At 46.0% G+C, this 21,097-nt stretch carries 20 protein-coding genes; 10 read left to right on the forward strand and 10 right to left on the reverse strand.

The window, feature by feature from the left end; translation table 11 throughout:
- The first annotated feature begins 37 nt into the window (after positions 1–37).
- Entirely contained in the window at positions 38–829 is a 792-nt protein-coding gene (locus tag H6F66_RS18225; RefSeq protein WP_242018995.1) for a hypothetical protein, read from the forward strand.
- 90 nt (positions 830–919) lie between these two features.
- Here the strand turns inward: H6F66_RS18225 and H6F66_RS18230 are convergent, their stop codons facing one another.
- From H6F66_RS18230 to H6F66_RS18240, 3 genes are all read right to left on the reverse strand, one after another.
- Positions 920–2,140, reverse strand: coding sequence for an FAD-dependent hydroxylase (locus tag H6F66_RS18230; RefSeq protein ID WP_190423888.1), 1,221 nt, complete (start codon positions 2,138–2,140; stop codon positions 920–922).
- Positions 2,141–2,407: 267 nt separating this feature from the next.
- Positions 2,408–2,863, reverse strand: coding sequence for an orange carotenoid protein N-terminal domain-containing protein (locus H6F66_RS18235; protein ID WP_190423890.1), 456 nt, complete (start codon positions 2,861–2,863; stop codon positions 2,408–2,410).
- A 240-nt stretch (positions 2,864–3,103) separates the two neighbouring features.
- Positions 3,104–3,871, reverse strand: coding sequence for a YebC/PmpR family DNA-binding transcriptional regulator (locus tag H6F66_RS18240; protein ID WP_190423892.1), 768 nt, complete (start codon positions 3,869–3,871; stop codon positions 3,104–3,106).
- Between the two features lie 363 nt (positions 3,872–4,234).
- On the opposite strand from H6F66_RS18240, the gene H6F66_RS18245 reads away from it, so the two are divergent.
- Positions 4,235–5,524 (forward strand): ABC transporter substrate-binding protein, encoded by a 1,290-nt coding sequence (locus tag H6F66_RS18245; protein WP_190423894.1) that lies wholly within the window; start codon positions 4,235–4,237, stop codon positions 5,522–5,524.
- Between the two features lie 163 nt (positions 5,525–5,687).
- On the opposite strand, the gene H6F66_RS18250 is transcribed toward H6F66_RS18245, so the two are convergent.
- Both H6F66_RS18250 and H6F66_RS18255 read right to left on the reverse strand, forming a co-directional pair.
- Positions 5,688–6,767: a glucokinase gene (locus tag H6F66_RS18250; protein ID WP_190423896.1), complete on the reverse strand. Its 1,080-nt coding sequence runs from the start codon at positions 6,765–6,767 to the stop codon at positions 5,688–5,690.
- 4 nt (positions 6,768–6,771) lie between these two features.
- On the reverse strand, positions 6,772–7,416 hold the full coding sequence (locus tag H6F66_RS18255; protein WP_190423898.1) for a histidine phosphatase family protein: 645 nt from the start codon (positions 7,414–7,416) through the stop codon (positions 6,772–6,774).
- Positions 7,417–7,931: 515 nt separating this feature from the next.
- Here H6F66_RS18255 and H6F66_RS18260 point away from each other — a divergent pair.
- From H6F66_RS18260 to mutT, 3 genes are all read left to right on the forward strand, one after another.
- The gene (locus tag H6F66_RS18260; RefSeq protein ID WP_190423900.1) at positions 7,932–8,888 is read left to right on the forward strand and encodes an RNA polymerase sigma factor, RpoD/SigA family; all 957 of its coding nucleotides are present in this window, start codon (positions 7,932–7,934) and stop codon (positions 8,886–8,888) included.
- A gap of 250 nt (positions 8,889–9,138) precedes the next feature.
- On the forward strand, positions 9,139–9,486 hold the full coding sequence (locus H6F66_RS18265; RefSeq protein ID WP_190423928.1) for a DUF760 domain-containing protein: 348 nt from the start codon (positions 9,139–9,141) through the stop codon (positions 9,484–9,486).
- A 196-nt stretch (positions 9,487–9,682) separates the two neighbouring features.
- The gene (gene mutT, locus H6F66_RS18270; RefSeq protein WP_190423901.1) at positions 9,683–10,093 is read left to right on the forward strand and encodes an 8-oxo-dGTP diphosphatase MutT; all 411 of its coding nucleotides are present in this window, start codon (positions 9,683–9,685) and stop codon (positions 10,091–10,093) included.
- A 55-nt stretch (positions 10,094–10,148) separates the two neighbouring features.
- Here mutT and H6F66_RS18275 read toward each other — a convergent pair whose 3' ends face one another.
- Positions 10,149–11,324, reverse strand: a complete 1,176-nt coding sequence (locus tag H6F66_RS18275; protein ID WP_190423931.1) for a histidine kinase — start codon at positions 11,322–11,324, stop codon at positions 10,149–10,151.
- A gap of 131 nt (positions 11,325–11,455) precedes the next feature.
- On the opposite strand from H6F66_RS18275, the gene H6F66_RS18280 reads away from it, so the two are divergent.
- The 3 genes from H6F66_RS18280 (at position 11,456) to H6F66_RS18290 (ending at position 15,632) form a co-directional block, all read left to right on the forward strand.
- A complete protein-coding gene (locus tag H6F66_RS18280; protein ID WP_190423904.1) occupies positions 11,456–13,096 on the forward strand; it encodes a DUF2079 domain-containing protein in 1,641 nt (546 codons plus the stop codon).
- Positions 13,097–13,532: 436 nt separating this feature from the next.
- Entirely contained in the window at positions 13,533–14,723 is a 1,191-nt protein-coding gene (locus tag H6F66_RS18285; RefSeq protein WP_190423905.1) for a glycosyltransferase family 4 protein, read from the forward strand.
- A gap of 138 nt (positions 14,724–14,861) precedes the next feature.
- The gene (locus tag H6F66_RS18290) at positions 14,862–15,632 is read left to right on the forward strand and encodes a 2-phosphosulfolactate phosphatase (RefSeq protein WP_190423908.1); all 771 of its coding nucleotides are present in this window, start codon (positions 14,862–14,864) and stop codon (positions 15,630–15,632) included.
- Here H6F66_RS18290 and H6F66_RS18295 read toward each other — a convergent pair.
- Together H6F66_RS18295 and H6F66_RS18300 are read right to left on the reverse strand one after the other, a co-directional pair.
- Entirely contained in the window at positions 15,614–18,313 is a 2,700-nt protein-coding gene (locus H6F66_RS18295) for a TIGR03960 family B12-binding radical SAM protein (RefSeq protein ID WP_190423910.1), read from the reverse strand. The two genes, H6F66_RS18290 and H6F66_RS18295, sit on opposite strands and share 19 nt — an antisense overlap.
- Positions 18,314–18,436: 123 nt before the next feature.
- Complete coding sequence (locus tag H6F66_RS18300) at positions 18,437–18,772, reverse strand: STAS domain-containing protein (RefSeq protein WP_190423911.1); 336 nt, start codon at positions 18,770–18,772, stop codon at positions 18,437–18,439.
- A 529-nt stretch (positions 18,773–19,301) separates the two neighbouring features.
- On the opposite strand from H6F66_RS18300, the gene H6F66_RS18305 reads away from it, so the two are divergent.
- Positions 19,302–19,496 carry a hypothetical protein gene (locus H6F66_RS18305; RefSeq protein WP_190423913.1) on the forward strand — a complete coding sequence of 65 codons (195 nt, stop codon included), beginning with the start codon at positions 19,302–19,304 and terminating at the stop codon, positions 19,494–19,496.
- A 104-nt stretch (positions 19,497–19,600) separates the two neighbouring features.
- Positions 19,601–19,750 (forward strand): hypothetical protein, encoded by a 150-nt coding sequence (locus H6F66_RS18310; RefSeq protein WP_190423915.1) that lies wholly within the window; start codon positions 19,601–19,603, stop codon positions 19,748–19,750.
- Between the two features lie 331 nt (positions 19,751–20,081).
- Here the strand turns inward: H6F66_RS18310 and H6F66_RS18315 are convergent, their stop codons facing one another.
- Both H6F66_RS18315 and H6F66_RS28035 read right to left on the reverse strand, forming a co-directional pair.
- Entirely contained in the window at positions 20,082–20,468 is a 387-nt protein-coding gene (locus H6F66_RS18315) for a hypothetical protein (RefSeq protein WP_190423917.1), read from the reverse strand.
- Between the two features lie 429 nt (positions 20,469–20,897).
- Positions 20,898–21,097, reverse strand: a 200-nt coding sequence (locus H6F66_RS28035; protein ID WP_206755352.1) for a hypothetical protein, incomplete at its 5' end; no start/stop codon positions are given.

Consider the following 21,097-nt stretch of genomic DNA (forward strand, 5'->3'; position numbering starts at 1 on the left):
CTCCGATTTGTATACCTACTTATAATTCATTCAAGTCATGGCTCAACAAGCATCTATGGAAGCGCAAATTTTATTCCAAACCGACTCAGAAAGTATTCTTGATAAGCTGCCTCCGGAAGCCAAAACGTGGGCTGAAAGCTTGCCTTGGAACCAGCGCCGTTATGTACTTTCTTTGTGTCATCTAATGTGTGCGGCTACTCCAGAAATGCAAGCCGAATTTTTAGATGATTATACGGCAACTGGTTTAGTTACTAAAAGGCTTCAGGACAAAAATACTCAACAACGTGTTCAAGAACATTTAAAACAATTTCAGATTCAACTAGAGCTAAGTGAAACTGTCTTAAGAAGTTATATTAGACAGTTTTATATACATTCAGCTCAAGATGTTAGCAGACAGCCTGATTTATATTTAGAATCCGCTCTCCGCTTGGTTCTGAGTACAGAAGAACGAAACAACGTATTTAATTACATTTTGGGTTTTGAACTCATTAAAATGATGTTTAGCATGAGTTGGTTACAACATGAAAGGTTGTATCAACTTCAGATAAACCAAGAAGAGTTTCTTAATACCTACATCAAACCTATTCAATATGCTCACCGAGTCAACGGTATAATTGTTCCTACATCTAGAAAAAAGTTTTTTGAAAGGCGCAATTATTTTGTTCAGAAACCCAATATTACTGAAAAGAAATTAATTCACCTAGTCATGGCTACTTTTAATACAGATATAGTGACTCATTTTGGGTTTTCAATTATTCGTCATGTTAATTCTTTGGTTTTTGACTACGAATACATTTTTAACCCTGAACAAGAAGGTGTATTTACATAGTTAGCAGGTAAGAGTAATTAAACATCACTGGTGTTAATTGGTAATTAGGTAGCAGCGTATTACCAATTAATATTTCAGCCAGAGGTAATTTTAGCGAGAAGCCAATTCTGGATGGCGACCCCTTAAACCAGTCATCAACTGCAAAGCATACTTCTTCACAGGATGTATCCGTCGCAGCATCCATAAACCTAGACGACGAATTGCTACAACTGGCAAGAAATTGTTAGAAAACATTCGATCTAGAAAATCGGTGAAACCTAAAATTGTCAGGTTCTCAGTTTTGCGCCAGCGTTCGTAGCGTTTGAGTACGCGGATATCCCCGATATCTTCACCCGAATTGTGGGCAGTTTGCAAGATTTGCGCGATCGCAGCTGCATCCCGAATCCCCAAATTCATCCCTTGTCCCGCTACTGGATGGCAACAGTGGGCTGCATCGCCAATCAAAGCTAGTCGGGGAAGAGTGTAGCGATCGCTGTGCATCAACTGTACCGGAAAAAGATAGCGATCGCCATCAAGTTCCAAATGCCCCAACTCTCTACCTGTTCGGTGTTCCAGTTCTGCGAGAAATTCCTTTTCGTCTAGTTCCTTCAAGGCTTTCGCTTCCGCGTGGGGTGCAGTCCACACAACTTGGCAGCGATTTCCCGGTAACGGCAAAACTCCCATCGGGCCACTAGGCCAGAATCTTTCGTAGGCGATATTATTATGGGGTCTTTCGGTTTTAATCGTAGCCACTACGCAGGATTGCCAGTAGTGCCAGCCTTGGGTGCGGATACCAGCTGTTTCCCGAATGCGCGATCGCGCCCCATCTGCCGCCACTAGTAAGCGTGTTCTAATAACTTTGCGATCGCCGTCGGCACTCAATTCTATCTCTACCGCTTCAGCTTTATATTCTGCGTTCACCACTTCTACTGGACAAAGCCACGACACATTCGGGGAATTTTCTAGACACTCTTGCAAAGCAGTTAGCAGCACCCGATGTTCCGCCGCATAACCCAATCTTTCCGTGCCTAAATCCGGGGGATAGAACTGCACCACGCCGGGATATTCGGCATCTGAGAGGCTAATTTGCCCAAATTCAGTAATTTGAGGCAAAATTTTATCCCAAATGCCGATTCCCTGGAAGATGCGCCCCGACATCAGGGAAATGACGTATGCTCGTCCTATGGCTACAGCAGCAGATTGACGCGATCGCTCTATTAACACTACCCGCAACCCGGAATCCTTCAAAGCACAAGCGAGGGTTGCCCCTACAATACCACCGCCGACAATTGCCAAGTCGTAGTCAAAATTATCTGTCTGTTGCAGCGCCATTTTTAACAAAATTTGTCAAACAAGATAAGAATATTTACTTTTCTTTATTTTGACGCGAACAGCCCAAGCGAGCAAGGCAGAGCCTCTTTTTTCTGGACTTCGGGCTGTAGGGGCATGGCATTGCCATGCCCCTACCAAACGTTAGAACCACGATATATTCCACCCAACTGAGAAATGCTATAAAGTCTGGCGCGATCGCTTAAAAAGGCTGCTTAAAGCAGCCTTTTTAATCTTCTAAAGCCTGGGTGGGCAGGCTATATTTGCTACTTACTTAGCGCCCATCTCAATCACTGCACTCCGCATGAAGTTGATCCGCTCCTCAAAGCCGAGTTGCTTGATCTGAGATACAAACTCATTGGTTTCTTCTGGCAGTTGATAGTCAGAAGGCACTTGGATGATTTCGCCTTTATCCATACCTTGTGCTAGACGCAGCCAAATATCCAGCTGAGAACTGGAACTCATAGATCCATATGCACGGCTGAGATCGGTATCGGCTTTGGAAATGATATCGCGTTGCACCTGTAGCTGTTGCTCCTTGGGCAGCGCCAGGATGTGATGATATATAGTTTCGGCTTCTGCTTGAGCAGAAGTGGCATTGGCTGGTGTCAGTTGATCTTTGATGTCGAGGTAGCCAAACCACAAGATACCAAGCTGAGTATCCGCATCGAAACGCTGAAAGGTTTCTAAGGATTTTCTGGTAGTTTCATCGGTTGCAAATGTCATTTTAATCTCCGAATGCTTAGTAAAATCGTCCGTCTATGAAATATTGAGGAACTTTCGTTTCGCCTCAATATTAAGATTTAATAAGCTCAGAGCTAAGGATTAACCACGCTGAAGACAGATATAGCGATCGCTACTTGCGACGGATGTAGATATCTCATATCGCCTATAATCCATTCACCAGTGTAAAATTAGTCACATCGTGTCAGGCAGGCAAGATGCCTGCCCTACAAAAAGATATAGTTAACAAACTAGACTCAGAGACATCAGCTCATCCGCCATTTCAAAGTTAGCGGTGACATTTTGGACATCATCCAAGTTTTCCAGGGTGTCGATTAATTTTAAGAGCAATCGCGCAATTTCTGGCTCGGCTACTTCCATCGTATTGTTGGGAATCCAGCGCAGTTCCACCCCACCAACTTTAAAGCCTTTTTCCTTCAAGGTGCGTTCAAGGCTTTCCAAATTTTCCACAGAGGTAAATACCTCAGCACCTTCATTATCCTCATCCTCAATCAGCTCATAAGACTCAGCACCGCCTTCTAAAGACGCTTCCAGCAACTCCTCTTCCTCAACTGCACCTACTACCGTGCAAACGCCTTTTTGCTCAAACATCCACGATACGCAACCAGTTTCACCGAGATTGCCACCATTTTTACTAAAAGCTGCTCTCAAGTCAGCTGCGGTACGATTGCGATTATCTGTAAGCGCTTCGACCAAAATCGCCACACCGCCGGAACCATAGCCTTCGTAACGGATTGTTTCTAGTTGAGCGCCACCTTCCCAAGTACCAGCACCCTTTGCGATCGCTCGATCAATATTATCATTCGGAATTCCCGCCGCCTTTGCCTTATCAATCGCCGTCCGCAGCTGAAAATTGCCTGCTGGATCTGGGATACCGCTCCGAGCTGCCACAATAATAGCGCGAGACAGTTGCGTGAAAGTCTTACCTTTCACCGCATCTACTCTCGCCTTCTGACGCTTAATATTTGCCCACTTACTATGTCCTGCCATACACTCAAATCATTAACACGCTTATTCAAAAATAGCTTGTAGCTTGTAGGTTAGGTTGAGGCTTACCTATCCAACATTAATCCTACTCTGCTATATCAAATTTTTAGGTGATGTAAGTGTCTAGCAGTTTTATGACAATCTATTTGAGTAGAGGTGTTGTATACAAGGAAGAGGTGGTGGATTTACGTCTTTTATTTGGACTAACTTGGATGTTCTAGTTAAGAACAAATAAAAGTTTAGGTTTATTATAGTAACTTTTAAATTAATATAAATAATTAATTTTCCAATTATTATTTCATTATGTTGAGCTTTATAAATGTTAAGATTAATTCTATCTGTTTGTATTAAATAATTTTTTATATTATGTCGCTGGGATTGGATCTATTGGGCCGCATTTTGCTGCGGTGGTTACTGTTGGGTGTCTGTTTGCTATCTTTGACGGGATGTCAAGTGCAGCAACAGGTCGGTGTAGTTAAGTTAACGTTGTGGCAAGGGGTGAATCCGCCGCCGAATCGGGATGTGTTGCAGTCGTTGGTGGATAAGTTTAATCGGCAGCATCCGGATATTCAGGTGGAATCGCTTTATGTGGGTCAGGCGGATCAGCAGTTGCCGAAGATTTTGGCGGCGGTGGTGGGAAATGCGCCTCCGGATATGTTGTGGTTTTCGCCGATGCTGACGGGTCAGCTGGTGGAGTTGGATGCTATTCGTCCTTTGGAAGATTGGTTAAATGCGTCACCGCTACGCGATGAAATTGACCCAGCTTTGTTTGAATCGATGCAGTACGCGGGTCATACTTGGTCGGTGCCGTTTGGGACGAATAATGTGGGAGTTTTTTACCGTCCGAGTCTGTTTCAGGCGGCGGGGATAACTCAGTTGCCGAAAACTTGGGAGGAGTTGCGACAAGTTGCACGAACTTTAACTAGCGATCGCGATGGGGATAACCGCATTGACCAACACGGGATGCTTTTGCCTTTGGGGAAAGGGGAATTTGCGGTATTTCTGTGGTTGCCGTTTATGTGGAGTGGCGGCGGCGACTTTACGATTGGGAATGATAGGGCGAGTGTGAATCTTGTTAATGAGGGCGCGATCGCTGCCTTGCAATTCTGGCGGCATCTCATAGATGATAAATCAGCGGTTTTGTCTTTGCCAGAACGCGGTTATGAGTTAGATAATTTTCTTACTGGTAAGGTGGCGATGCAACTTACTGGCCCTTGGACGCTGGGACAATTGAACGCAACTGGTGTAGATTATGGCGTTTTCCCAATTCCGGCACAGACGCAACAGGCGACGGCGATGGGAGGAGAAAATCTATTTATCCTCAAAACCACTCCGGAACGAGAACGCGCTGCTTGGACGTTTGCCCAGTACGTTATCAGCGAAGAATTTCAAACTCAGTGGGCGCTGGGAACAGGTTATTTACCAGTAAATCTCAAATCGCGGCAAAGTGCCGAATATCAGGAATTTATTGCCAAGTCGCCAGCGCTGAAGGTGTTTTTGGAACAAGCAAAAGATGCGCGATCGCGTCCTATTTTTCCTGGCTATAACCGAATCTCGGAAAATTTAGGCAGGGCGCTTGAGGGGGTATTATTAGGTAAAAGTTCGCCTCAAGAAGCACTCAATGCTTCCCAGCAGCGACTAAATTTGATTTTTTAACGCTTTAAGTACGGCAGAGGTTCGCGCACTCGTTACGCAAAGGAAAATCCTTTGCGTAACTACGATACAATACTTCGCGGTTAACGTTGTGATACAGCGCATTTTATCCCCCAATCCGATAAATTGAGGGCTGTGAGAAGTTTACCTATCCGAGAAGTATTGGCTACAATCTGGAGGCGCAAATAGCAGCACCGATGAGTCCGACTTGCGGATTTAAAACTATATGTACTGGCACCCTTTCTAGTAAAGGACTGACGCGGCCTTTGTGGGTGAAAGAATGAAGAAAACTTCCCTCTTTTATCAGTGGGAGAATTTTAGCAGCGATGCCACCAGCAACGTAAAGACCGCCATAAGGTAATAGTTTGATAGCAAGATTACCTGCTTCGGCACCATAAGCTTCTACAAATAATTGTAGGGTTTGTTCTGAGAGGCGATCGCTTTTTTCTAAGGCAGCTTTGGCAATGACAGCCGCTGGATCTACAGTTTTCTCACTTCTACCTGCTTCTTGTTCCCAAGTTCTGACCGTTTGTCCAATTTCTGGCATTTCAGTACCAATTTGTCTGTCTCTCAAGAATTGGTAAATCGCCACAATTCCTTGCCCAGAAACTACCCTTTCTACAGAAATTCGCTGTATATTGTGCTTATCAAGCAAGTATTTTAACAGCCCAAATTCTAATTCCGAGCGGGGAGCAAAGTCAGCGTGTCCGCCTTCGGAGGGAAACACTTGATAGATGGCTGCGGTTCGGAGCAAAAATCCTTGTCCTAAGCCTGTACCAGCACCAATTACCGCAATGGGAGCCTCTGGCTGATGTTTGCCAGTTTGCAAGGTATACAAGTCAGACTCCGCTAGACCCAAGACACCATAGCCAACGGCGGCAAAATCGTTGATTAAAATGATTGATTTTATTCCCAGTTGCTGCTCTAGACGTTTGGCATCCAGTGACCAAGTTAAATTGGTGAGTGTAGAGGTATTGTTGACCACAGGTCCTGCGATCGCAAAACAAGCCTTTTGCGGCACCAGCACTCCCCCTTTCATTTCCTGCGTCAACGGCGGGGAAACTGAGGGAATTCTCTCCGTAGCAGCTTTGAGAAACTGCTGCACTATCGGCACCAAGTCGGGATAGTTGCGGCTAGGGTAAATCGCTTCGTAGAGGGTTTGCAATGATCCCTCAGCATCAGCCGCATTAACTAAGCGCAGAATGGTTTTGGTACCGCCGATATCGCCTGCCAAAAGTAAGGTCATAACTCTAGTGAAACCGGATGACTTTTTCGCTTTGACTCAAGTGGGAGGTATCCCCGTTGAGTTCCATCACCCATTTTTCACCATCACGCACCAGCTTAACCAAACAACACAAAGCAGCGTTGACTTGGGTGCTTTCGGGCGTGCCACCTACTAACCCGATTGTCGCACCCAGGACGGATGCTCCGTGACCCACCAGCAGAATATCTTCTGAAAATGCTGCTAGTTGTCTTGTTGTTTCTCCGGAACGTTCCAGCGATTCTTCCCCGGTTTCAGGATACTTGGCAATAACGCGAGAGGTGTAACTCAGGTCAATTCGGGGAAATTGCTCGTGCAATGTTAACAAAGATAATCTTTCTGGCATCGCTGGCATCCAGTGAGGATTCAGCCATTCGCTTAAGCCAGACTCTAGTTTTATAGGTAAATCGAGGACGGATGCCACTTCGTTAGCAGTTTGCACTGTTCGCAAAAAAGGGGAGGCAAAAATGTGGGCAATGCTTTCTCCTTTCAGGCGTTGCGCCAGTTGTTTTGCTTGCACCAAGCCATCAGAAGAGAGTGGTGGATCGTAGGGACGTTCGGCGGTTAAGAACCAGTCGGGGTTCACGAAGTCGAGACGGTTGGCGTGTCTTGCAATCCAGATAGTTTGAGTCATGCGTTTTTTTATATATTCCCACAGGCTCTGTTGCTAAGGGCGCATTCTGTTGCGTTCAAATATACTCACTCCCACAGGCTCAAGCCTTGATGCTCGAAAAACGTAGCCTACTCCCGGCAGCCTTTAGTCGTCAGGCGTTTTGACTCTTTTCATGATAGAACCGATCGCTACCCCATCTTCTCATTGGCATCCCCAAATTCTTAATTTAAGTTTAAGTTTTTTATTTTTGCGAAATTTAGCGGTTCAATAGCCCGTATTGCCTTCTACTCTCAGACCTTACTGCCTTTGTTTCTTCGCCTGACTGCCCGAATTTCGGACGTTATAGCAAGCATCAGCAAAGTTTTTCTCATTTTGTTTTCCAAAATGCAATTGTCTAGGCTGTTCGTGGGTATCCTCTTAAAGAGCTATACCGAAAGCAAGTAAAGCTAGGAAACCCCCTCTGGGGATAGACAAAGCAGCTTTAAGGAATGTTACAATAATTAACAAGCGATCGCTCTGATTAAAGACTAAGCACTATGAAAACCGCTCAGACCTCCACAGATACCGTCCGTGCTTACCTACGAGAAATTGGGCGCGTTCCCCTGCTAACGCACGAGCAGGAAATCCTTTTTGGGAAACAAGTACAGCGCTCAACCGTCTTAATAGAACTGAAAAATACACTTTTAACTCAGTTAGGACATGAGCCAACTGAGGCAGAGTGGGCAAATGCAAGTGGGTTGTCAGAGAAAGAATTACAGCAAGCGATCGCACTAGGAGAGATAGCCAAACGCAAGATGGTGGAGGCTAACTTGCGGCTAGTAGTGTCGGTTGCCAAAAAATACATCAAGCGCAACGTTGACCTATTGGACTTAATCCAAGAAGGCACAATGGGAATGCAGCGCGGGGTCGAGAAATTTGATCCTACCAAAGGTTATAGATTTTCCACCTACGCCTACTGGTGGATTCGGCAGGCAATTACCAGAGCGATCGCAGAAAAAGGACGGACAATTCGCCTCCCGATTCATATCACCGAAAAGCTGAACAAAATCAAAAAAGCCCAACGCCAACTAGCTCAGAATCTAGGACGAGCCGCCACAGCCGCCGAACTTGCCGCCGAACTAGAACTAACCCCCAAGCAAGTCAGAGAGTACCTAGAAAGGGCGCGTCAGCCGCTTTCCTTGGATCTGCGCGTCGGCGATAACCAGGATACAGAACTCGTAGAGTTATTGGAAGACGATGGCCCTACCCCAGAAGACTTCGCCACCCAATCATCTCTCCAAGTTGACTTGGAAAAACTGATGGCAGATTTGACCCCTCAGCAGCGCCAAGTATTGGCATTGCGCTTTGGTTTGGCGGATGGGCAAGCCTTAACGTTAGCAAAAATAGGCGATCTCCTAAATATCAGTCGGGAACGAGTGCGACAGATTGAACGAGAAGCCCTCTCCAAACTCCGCAAGCGCAAAGCTGATATGCGGGAATATATTGCAAGCTAGTAGAAGGATGGCTAATTGTTTATTACCATTAGCCATTAGCAAATCAGAAACTGGTGATACAATCCGCCGTTTTCAGTTCGGTTCTACTCACTGTACCCAGCTAATGAACTTGCTACATTTGTTTACATAAAGGTAAATAAATCTCGGAGCGAGTTTCCGGGTCAACCAGTACAACCAACAGATGAGCAGCAATCTATCCTGGTGCAAAGAACTGGGAGCAGCTGCCGCTCTTAAAGAACGGAGGAACAAGGTGAACAACCCGTCAAATCGAGTCTCAGAATTCTTTGAAAACGATTCAGAAGGCGGCAACTTGCTTTGGCAATACGTCCAATCCATGAATCCAGAAACGATTACCCAACTTTCCAAACCCTCTTCTCAGGAAGTGTTTCAGGTAATGGAACGCAACATCGTGGGACTGTTGGGGAATCTACCACCAGAACACTTTGGTGTTACAGTCACTACCAATCGTGAAAATCTGGGGCGTTTGCTGGCTTCGGCAATGATTAGCGGCTATTTTCTGCGTAACGCCGAACAGCGAATGACGTTTGAGAAATCCTTACAAGCTGCCACTGAAGCCAACTCTTTTGAAGCTGAGTAATTAAGCGCCAGGCGATGTGCGAGTTTTCTTAAATACCTGTAGAACAAGCGTCTTGGCTGGGTGATGATTGCAGCCAGGACGCTACGGTAAATCAAGGTACAGGCTAAATAAAGGTACAGCGTCCGATATAGCGACTCGGCAGACGAGAAAGTAAGTCTGCCGAGTTCTGCTATTTTGGAGGAAAAGTGATTCTCTTATGAGCCAAACTTCCGCGCTTCTTCCTCATAAGTCAATTGGCGTTGCTGTTATCTGGAACGAGCAAAGACAAATTTTAATAGATCGAAGACGCCCAGGCGGTTTAATGGGCGGCCTTTGGGAATTCCCCGGCGGCAAAATCGAGCCTGGAGAAACCGTTGTGGAATGTATAAAAAGAGAAATCAAAGAAGAGTTGGGAATTGAAATAGAAGTAGGCGATCGCTTGATCGTTATCGACTACATCTATAGCCAATTTAGCATCACCCTCAACGTCCATCACTGCCAACACCTTACAGGTATTCCCCAACCTATCGAATCCGAAGAAGTGCGCTGGGTGACACTCGATCAACTTGATCAGTATCCCTTTCCCGCCGCTAATATCCAGATTATCAACGCCCTGCGGAAAAATTAACAATTCTTCACTCATCGCTCGTTTCCAGGCTCAGCCTGGGAACGAGGTCAGAACTCTACCGATAAACTGGCAGGGTGAAGTGGAAACTGCTGCCTTTATCAGAAGCCGAATCTACCCAAATTCGCCCATAATGCGCCCGGATAATGCGCTGACACAACCCAAGACCAATCCCATATCCATCTTTTGCTTCATCTCGCTCCAGCCGATAGCGATCCTCAAAGATCCGGTCTTGATTCTCTACAGGGATGCCAGGGCCAGTGTCGTCAACACTCACTTGAATTTTCTGTGTAGTGCGGTGAAGCATTGAAACCTGGATTTTGCCGCCTTCTGGAGTGTACTTAATCGCATTGTCCAGCAGGTTTACGATCACCTGACGCACCCGTTCTTCATCTGCATAAACATAGGGGAGATCGTTGGGAATATCAGTTTTTAAGGATTGAGATTTTGCCTGACACCGATTTTTCAAGGAGTTGAGAACCTCATGGCACAGCGCCCCCAAGTCTAACTTCAGAGGTTTAATATGTAATTCAGCGCTCGTCCCCCTAGAAGCTTGCAGAATATCTGTAATCATCCTGTCCATAGCGCGGAGTTGGGAACGAGCCTGTTTGCTTAACTGCTCCATCTGCGCTGGGGTCAACCTGGGAGCGCCGCCACCATTGCTCCAGTTTTGGGTTATTTCTATAGTTTCCACCGCCAGAGAGGCAGCTGTCAGAGGACTACGCAGGTCGTGAGCCAACATAGCAACCACCCGGTCTTTGAACTTTAGCTGAGCCAGCAGTTCTTCTTTTTCTTTCTTGAGCCGAAAAATTTCGTCAGACAGTTGAATAAGTTCTGCGGAATAGGCAACGGAACTAATTGCTGATTTTGATGTCTGTGTTGTCGGTGCCTCAGTTGGGAGTGGTAAATTCTGTTGATATTCCTCAACACAAAGTTGCCATCGGGGCCACCAATTCTTCAACTGAGTTACTAAATCACTACCAGCAAGAGTCTGTCGGGGTTCTGGATGGATTTTAATCAGAGCAGGAGTCGCTATAAGTTTAAAGTGTTCAGCCAAATAAGGCTGTTCCCCCACCTCGATCACCTGAATTTCAAAGGCATACTGTGCCTTGAGCTGAGCTAAATAACTGTGTATTTGTTGAATCTGTTTGCGCGAACTAGGACGCTCATCAACGAACAGCACTAGCTGTAGTGACGCTTCAGAAGACGTAGGTTTTTCAGGAGCTGCCTGTATGTAATCTGGTTTCAGCACTGGCACCAACCGGGGACGCTTTGACTGTGAGTGAGACTAACTGACAGTTGAACAGAATCCAAGATCCGCTTTCAATTTAATATCTATTTAACATTTATAAACGATTGTAAGTGATGTTGTTAAGATTACAGAAGCAGTCAGTGTTGCGGATGGTGATGGGCGCAGCGATCGCGTTCTTTTTGTTTACCCTGATTCTCACCCTGCACCGACACTACACCTTCTATTCCTCCTACGACCAGGGCATCTTTAATCAAGTCTTCTGGAACAACCTTCACGGTCGTTTCTTTCAAAGTACCCTTTCTTCCCAACTTTCCACTAACGTCGTCCACAATAGCGAAGTACCAGAGGTTTTTTACCACCGCTTAGGGCAACACTTCACCCCCGCCCTCTTGCTCTGGCTACCGCTGTATGCTTTATTCCCGTACCCAGCAACTCTCACCGTTTTACAAGTCACTCTGGTAACTGCCGCTGGTTTGGTTCTGTACGTCTTGGCGCGACAGTATTTGGAACCACCGCTCTCAGCGATGATTACCGTCAGCTTTTACTGCGCTAACGCTGTCCTCGGCCCTACTTTATCCAACTTCCACGACATTTGCCAGATTCCCCTGTTTATGTTTAGCCTGCTGCTGGCAATGGAAAAACGCTGGTGGTGGCTGTTCTGGGTGCTGGCTGTTTTGATTTTGGCGGTGCGGGAAGATAGCGGAGTGAGTTTGTTTGGTGTCGGCTTTTACATGATCCTCAGCAAACGCTATCCGCGCATCGGTCTTGCTGTCTGTACTCTCAGCTTTGGTTACATGATTGTCCTCACCAATCTGATCATGCCGCTATTTTCCGAAGATATTTCCCAGCGGTTTATGATGGAACGATTTGGTCAGTACGCAGATGGCGATGAAGCTTCCACTCTGGAAATTATCTGGGGAATGGTTAGCAATCCGATGCGGCTAATAGTAGAGTTATTTTCACCCTTAGACCGCACGATTAAGTATTTGTTAGGCCAATGGTTGCCTTTAGCTTTTGTACCAGCGATCGCGCCCGCTTCTTGGATGATAGCTGGATTTCCCCTCTTAAAGCTGCTGTTGGGTAAAGGTATGTCTGTCCTCGCCATCAGCATTCGCTACGCCATGACAGTTGTACCTGGACTATTTTACGGGACGATTCTCTGGTGGGGAAGAAAGCAGAACAGAGGGGCAGAGGGGATGTCCAATTCCCAATCCCCAATTCCCAAATCTTTTCGCCGCTTTTGGATAATTTGCCTAAGCCTTTCTCTATTTTTTACCTTTACATCTAACCCGAATCGGACTCTTTATTTCCTGATTCCAGATTCCATTCAGCCTTTAGTTTATGTTCCACTTCCGCGACAGTGGGAACACGTCAGCCAAGTGCGTCCGTTGCTGGCTCAAATTCCGCCAGGTGCTAGTGTTACTGCAAGTACCTATCTCATTCCCCATCTTTCCGGTCGCCGTGAAATTATCCGCTTTCCTAACTTGCAGCTACGCAACGATGCGCGTGAGGTTGTGAATGTGGACTACATTATTGCTGATTTGTGGCAGATGCAGCAATATCAAACCGCTTTTCGGGAGGAACGCGAACTCCTGCAAAATGGCATTCCTTTTATTGATCAATTGTCTAGTAGTGGGCAGTATGGGATTATTGGCTTCAAAGATGGGGTGATTTTGATGCAAAAAGGTGCTGCGTCGGTAGAACAAGCGATCGCATCTTGGCAAGCCTTTCGCCAACAGGTTCCGCCGAAGTAAGTTTTAAACCAATTGTCCAGATAGACTGGGAAAACTATCTGGACTGTTGCTCAGGAAAATCTCTGCCACAAGCCGGGTAAGAAGCGGCATAAGCTGTAGGCGATCGCACTTAGATGTTCCTCCCATCCACCCATGATCCGCATTCGCACGGAAGCCCTAGATGGCGATCGCGTGACAATATTAATTTACGTTTCCCTTTTTCTTTCTTTCAGGGCTGAGGATTAGGGAAAGTTTGGTAATTTCCTGCATTTAACCTATTTTTTGATCGTTACTCAACTTAGAGCGGCGATCGCAGCAACTTTGCTGTCAATCCTTGCTAAATGTTAAAAAATTATTAAAATTTTTTACATCTTACACTAATTCAGGTATAAGACTATAACTTTGAGAAATATGTCAATCTATAGCAATTTGTAAATTTATTAGGAAGACGGGAGTTATGAAGATTTTGGTACTAACTTGGGAGTTTCCGCCGCGCATTGTGGGAGGGATTGCCCGCCATGTAGGAGAGTTATATCCAGAGATTGCCAAGCTGGGGCATGAAGTCCACTTGCTGACGGTAGAGTTTGGTCATGCGCCGCTGTATGAGCTGGTGGATGGTGTACACGTACATCGGGTGCCAGTCGGTTGCGGTCACGACTTCTTCCACTGGGTTGTGAATCTAAACCAAAGCATGGGGATTCACGGTGGTAAATTGATGATGGAAGAAGGGCCGTTTGATTTGATCCACGCGCATGATTGGTTGGTAGGAGATGCCGCGATCGCGCTCAAGCACAACTTTAAAGTTCCCCTAGTTGCCACCGTCCACGCCACAGAATTTGGACGTTACAACGGCATCTACAACGACGACCACCGATATATTAGTGGCAAAGAAAAGCTTCTCGCCTATAACGCATGGCGGATAATTGTCTGTACCAACTATATGCGGCAAGAAGTAGAACGCGCTTTAGAAAGTCCTTGGGACAAAATTGATGTAATTTACAACGGCATCCGACCGGAGAAGAAACGCAGGGCGCATGAATTTGATGCTTGGAACTTCCGCCGTCGCTTTGCTGAAGACAGGGAAAAAATTGTCTATTACGTCGGGCGAATGTCCTACGAGAAGGGCGTTTCTGTGCTGCTGAATGCTGCCCCCAAGGTAATTTGGGAAATGGGGGGTAACGTCAAAATTGTGATTATTGGCGGCGGTAACACCGACCCTCTCAAACAGCAAGCTTGGAATTTAGGCATTTGGGACAAGTGCTATTTCACAGGTTTTATGTCTGATGCTGATTTAGATAAATTTCAAACCGTTGCCGACTGTGCCGTATTTCCCAGCCTTTACGAACCCTTTGGCATTGTTGCCTTAGAAAGCTTTGCCGCTCGCGTTTCAGTTGTAGTATCAGACACGGGTGGTTTACCAGAAGTGGTGCAACACACCAAAACTGGAGTTGTGACTCAGACAAATAACCCTGATTCTCTGGCTTGGGGAATCTTAGAGGTGCTAAAAAACCCAGCTTACGCACAGTGGCTAGTGGATAACGCCTACAAAGATTTAGAACGGCGGTTCAGTTGGACAAAGATAGCCAAACAGACAGAGGAAGTTTATCAGACGGTAGTGCAAGAGCGATCGCAAGTTCACTGGGCGTAATCCGATTTTGGAATTTGCTGAGGTCGGAGTTTTGGAAACTCCAATGATTTTGGATTGAGAAATTCTCGTTCCCAAACTCAGTTTGGGAACGAGAGACGGAATGCTCTGCATCACCATAAGGCTGGCTGAAAGAAAACTATGAACACTCCAATATTTTCCCAGCATCCGTACCGTTGCAAACTGGATTGGGGACAGAGAGGCGCTCGTCAGGCGGCAGAGAGAGGAGATATTATCGTCATTGTGGATACCCTCAGCTTCTCGACAGCGGTAGCGTGTGCAGTGCATCATGGCGGCATTGTCTATCCCTGTTCAAAAACTGAAGATGTAGCAGCCTTTGCACAGCGCATTAGTGGTGAAGCATCTGTGAATCGGAGAGACGTACCTGACAAAGGGCGCTTTTCGCTATCGCCTCTGACTTACCTGGGCCTAGAGTCAGGAACACGAATCGTGCTAGCTTCTCCCAACGGAGCAACGTGCAGCCGCTTGTCTGGTCAGGTTTCTTACCTTTTCACTGGAGCATTAGTAAACGCAGCAGCCGTAGCTACAGCCGTGTCACAGGTTATGAGTACAACTAATCTATCTGTGACAGTCATTGCCTGCGGAGAACAGTGGTCAATACCTTCCTCAGAAGGGCAACTGCGCGTAGCAATCGAGGACTACGTGGGTGCAGGCGCAATCTTGTCTTATCTAGAATATGAAAAATCACCTGAAGCCCGTGTGTGTGAGGGTTCTTTCAGGTATATTCAAAAGCATTTGGAGGAGACGCTTTGGGAGTGTGGAAGTGCGCGGGAACTGCGAGAGTCAGGATTTGAAGCCGACGTACAGCACTCCCTAACATTAAACCTGTACGATTCCGTACCCGTCATGCGAGGCGAGTATTTTGAAAAAGCCTACTTCAAAATCAACTGACACCGATGACTGTGCAAAAGTTGAAACTCCCGCCCTGCTACTTGTTCCAACATAGAAACAAGATGTTCAGGTCTTAAGATAGTTCCATCATTGCAATAACTACCCACATAACGCAAAACAACTCCTTCCTCCTCTCTGTACCCTCCATGCTTCTGCGATTCCTTAACCTCCAACTCAAACAAGCGATCGCGCAAATTCACCTGTTTAATCTTCCCAGACTTCGTAGTTTGCTCTACCAAAATCTCGTCACTAGCCTTAATCGCCTCCACCCAATCTAGCCACTGAGTTTCACCCTCAGTCGCCACCGTAATCAAATACTCCGCCTTCTCTAGCAGCGCAGTTGCAGCAGTCCCCTTGAGATCAACATCTTCCACCCGATAAATCGGAATATCTGAAGGTAACTGTGCCGCTAACCTCTGGCGGAAAGATTCCTCATCCAGCCTTTCTTTCAACTCAAAATCCACAATCTCGCCACTGCTAGTTGCACCTAGAGTCAGCGCACTAGCAGGAGAAATTCGAGGACTAGGATGAAACCCACCAGTGAAAGAAATCGGTAAAGCCGCCCGTCGCACCGCCCGGTCAAATAGGCGCACTAAATCCAAATGACTCACCAGCGCCATATCGCCCAGCTTCCCAAACCAGACTCGCAAACGCTGCACCCGGTCTTGATTTGGCGTGAAGTGTCCGGCAAATTCTGGAATTGGCAATGGCTTTACCACAATATTGTGACCAAAGTCAATACCGCAAACGCCACAATGAGAACAACCTTCAAAAGAGCAATCTGGAACCGTCGCCGCTTCTAGCGCCCGTTTGAGATCATCTTTGAGCCAATTTTTATCAATTCCCGTATCTATATGATCCCAAGGGAGAGGCGCATCTATTAATTGGGCATTAGGCATAGACGACTGGGAATTGGGAGTTTCTTCTCCCCAGTTTCCAGTTCCTAGTCCCCAGTCCCCAGTTTCCACTAGGCGATATTTCCAGGTTAGATTAGATTGCGCGATCGCTTCTCCCCAAGCAGCAAAAGCCCGTTCCACATTATCGAACCAGGAATCCATCCCCGCGCCCAATTCCCAGGCGCGACGCAACACCTCGCCTAAACGCCTGTCACCCCGTCCGATAAAATCTTCCATCGCTGAAAGTCGAACATCTGTGAAGTTTACCTTCACCCCCCTCATCCCGCGAAACTCCTCGCGTAGAAGTTTCTGCTTTCGTTTAAACTCAGTTGTTGATACTGAGTGCCACTGAAAAGGGGTGTGCGGCTTGGGCGTAAAATTAGAGATTGTCAGGTTAAAATTCAGCCACCTTCTGCCCTCGGCGCGACACTCTTGCTTTAGCCAGCGTACAGTCTCGGCAATGCCCAGCACATCAACATCCGTCTCCCCAGGCAACCCGATCATAAAGTAGAGCTTAATCTTATCCCAGCCCTGCTCGAACGCTGTTTTCACACCCCGCAGCAGTTCGGCATTAGTCAACCCTTTGTTGATAATATCCCGCATCCGCTGGGTTCCAGCTTCGGGTGCAAAAGTCAGCCCACTTTGTCGTGTACCGCCGATGATATTGGCAATATTTTCATCAAACCTGTCTACCCGCTGACTCGGCAAAGATAGGGAAATATTCTCATCTTTGAGGCGATTTTTGACTTCCATCCCCACAGCTGGCAGAGACAGATAATCGGAACAAGAGAGAGACAATAGGGAAAACTCGTTATACCCAGTTTCCCGCATTCCCCGCTCAATTGCTTCGACAACTTGCTCTGGTTCCACATCCCGCGCCGGACGAGTCAGCATTCCTGGTTGACAAAAACGGCAACCGCGAGTACATCCGCGCCGTATTTCTATCGTCAAGCGATCGTGTACTGTCTCCACGAAGGGAACTAAGCCGATAGAATAAGCTGGCATGGGTGCAGCAACCCGCCGCATAACCCGCTTTGGCACGTCTGGGCGGTTGGGATAAACTGAGCCACTGATAAAAAGTTGCTCCTTATCTTCCCCCTGTTGCGGGGGGATTGAGGGGGGTGCCATGTCATAAAATTGAGGCACGTAAACGCCGGGGACTTGTGCCAAAGAGAGCAGCAAGTCTTCTCTACTCAATCCAGCTTTTTTGCCGAGTTCTACTACCCAGCCTATTTCTGGCAACAGTTCCTCGCCATCTCCCAGGGCAATAAAGTCGAAAAAGTCTGCGTAGGGTTCGGGATTCGATGTTGCAGTTTGTCCCCCTGCGAAAATTAGCGGGTAAGAGGAGTTGGGATTGGGAGCCTTGTCCCCACTCTCCAGTCTCTCGCGCCACGTCAGAGGGATTCCCGCCAAATCCAGCATTTCAAGGATGTTGGTGGCTCCGAGTTCGTAGCTGAGGCTAAAGCCTAAAATATCAAAGTCTGTGAGACTGCGCCGTGACTCAACAGCAAACAGGGGCGTTTGTGTTTCTCGTAGCTTCGCGGCTAAGTCAGGGGCCGGTAAATAGGCGCGATCGCACAGTTGCCCTAGCTGAGCATTCAAAATATTGTAGAGAATGATATGCCCAAGGTTAGATGCACCCACCTCATAAATTTCTGGGTAAGTCAGAACCCAGCGCACCGCCGCTGCGTCCCAAGGTTTGTGTACCGCTCCTAACTCGTTCCCCAGATAACGAGCAGGTTTCTGTATGTCTGGCGTAAGTAACTTTTCGATTGCGATCGCCACAGCAAAACTCTCCCCTGCTTCCAGTGCCTCAGATTCAACCCTAGCACCAATTCGCAGTCAGCAGTTTAGCTTCTAGTTTGAAGTAGTTACGCTCAGCGGGCAAAATTCGATATTTCCTAGTCCCTAGACTTTTTGAGCTGCTTCAAATGCTGACTGATTTTCAAAAATTTCAAATACACCGTCAAGTTGAGCCAGCTCAAAAATCATCCGAATCGAGGGCGAAACCGAGCAGAGTCCAAACTGCCGATTTAATTTATGAGCTAGACGGTGAGCGGATACTAACGCCATGAGTCCAGCACTATCCAAAAGATCCACTCCAGCCATATCAACTAACACTATGGACTGTTCAGAGGAAACCGCCGCTGTCAGTTCACCTTGAAGCTCTACCGCGTTGGAAGCATTTACGTGACCTTGGGGGCAAACAACCGTAATGTTTGGGCGGACCAGTGTACTTTGCATAGCGTATATCCTGCTTGAGCTAATAATCAAAAAATTGTCTGATAGCTTTGACGATATACTCTAAATTCTTGAATTGCCTACTCCTTACTAGGTATTTTGCCAAATCTTCATTAGTTGACCCCTATTTTTTAAAGTTTTCAATAAGCTTTAACTTTCAGTGTCAAATACTACGGACATAATTTAATTAATCTATTAGTTGCATTTAGGCATATATCTTCTTAACTTATTCCCCCTCCTTAAATCAAACCTATGGTAGATGCACTAGCTTTTAAATTATTCTTTATTTCTGCAATTAGCGAAGCCAAGCTAGGGTTCAAACCCAAGGCTAGACAAGATCGCTTACCTTAGGAAGCCATAATTTTTATGTTAAATCTGAAACAGATAAGATAAATAAAATTGTAAAAAAACTAAAAGTAATCTCAAATTTAAAAAATCAGTGATTTGGATCACTTTACTATCCAGTATTAGATCACTCTCTCAACTAGATATATAATTGATAATTTTTATATGCGGAGTTCTATAGGTTTTTATGAGAACTAGATTCGTTATTCGTCAACTGGTAGAAAAAGCTCTCCATATTAAGAAATTGACTCCAGATATAGAGAGTGAAATAAACTATGAACTGACCAGGCTAGGCTACATCTCTGATGTAGATTATGAGGCGCTGGAATTACTTATGTCAGAGATGGATGCAGGTCGCATTCAACTTGTGGCAAGTTGCTAAAAAGGCAAAATACTCATATTTGGGCGATCGCCTTTTTTGTCCCACTTGGCGGTAAACTGTCTGATGGTTCATTGTAACGCCATTTTTTCAGTTGCTAAACTTCCATGCCGTTTGCTAAACACCTAAAGAATATTTTGCCCTATATATTTGCTGAGATTAACAGCAAGCAGGATGAAATAGTCGGCTTAGGGCTGGACATAATCAACATGGCAGTCAGCACTCCTAACCGTCCAACGCCAGCAGGTATTGTCTAGGCGATGCACGAAATAATTGACAATCCATTGACTCATAATTTTCTACCAGACCAGCGAACAAAAGATTACCGCTTATCGGCTGCTGCATGGATGAAATACTGTTTTGGTGTCAAAGACTTAAATTCAAACACCGAAGTTGTGTATTTCATAAGCTCGAAAAAAGTAATCCGCAATACCTGGAAAGAATTTATCTCCCTGTCCTAGAAAAATGCGGCATCATTGTACCCGCTGTAAAGGCTACGATGTTGGGAAGCTTCTTCTGAATTGCCTTGAAACTAGCAAATGAACGGATGCGCGAAGCGATTCAACAAATGAAAGACGCAGACATTCGCTAGGAAGCCTGAAACTCACTTTTGTACACTTGCCAAACCTGGCGGACAAAACAAGTAAGTTGCCGATGAGCTTCAGTTGCGTCGGTTATGGGCCCATTTGGAGCATCCATCTGGGTTAACAGAGGAATCACCTCTGTATCAAGCGCTGGTCGAAACAAACTTACAGGCCATACTAAATCTGCACCTTGACGCAAATTGTACAGCACTGGTAATGGGTTGGCATCGTTGTCTGGTAATACAGCAAGCATTAAAGGACGCACCCAGCAAACCTGTCGTGAAGTCACAACTTGAATAACTTCAGCGTACAGGCGAGAATTTTCATATTCTAAACAAACAATCTGGTAAGGCTGAAAGTTAGGAGCGGAATTGATTGAGGCTTGCTTCACAGGAAGAAATAGGGCTTTTCTTATTGCTTCTTTATTGTAGAAGTTAGATGCCCTTTAGGGGGTAAGCTCGGAGTACCTTTGGTGCTACCCTTGGCACGTCCTACCGGATGAGCGATCGCTACCAAATATAATAATAACAACCTAATATAACATCCCTAAATGGTTCCTGAAGGCGAGATCCCCGACTTCTTAAATAAGTCGGGGATCTGAAGGGCTAGAATCTCACAAATCAATATTTATGCAAGAACTATTTACACTTAAAGAATTGCTGCTAAATCGGGCTATCCACGACTCATTAACGATTGTTGAATAACTCGAATCAAAAAGTAAAAATGGCATTATTAATAATATTAGCAGCTATGCTGTTACATCTGATAAGGGAGCAAGTCGAAAATTGCACAAATAGCTGTTGGGAAGTATCTATACTGGTTAATAAAAAGGAATTTTTCCCTGGTGCCTTGGCTTTAATGTCACCGCCAGAATGAAGAAATTTTGACACTTTGCGGATAAGCGATCTCTATAGAATCCATTTGGGATCTCGGATGACAAGCTAAGATTAAACAGAAATGCCGTCTTCGAGTCAATGCCGTACACCAGCAGCTTAACCGATAAAGAGTGGGAACTCATCG

Source organism: Trichocoleus sp. FACHB-6 (assembly GCF_014695815.1).
Lineage (GTDB): Bacteria > Cyanobacteriota > Cyanobacteriia > Cyanobacteriales > FACHB-T130 > Funiculus > Funiculus sociatus.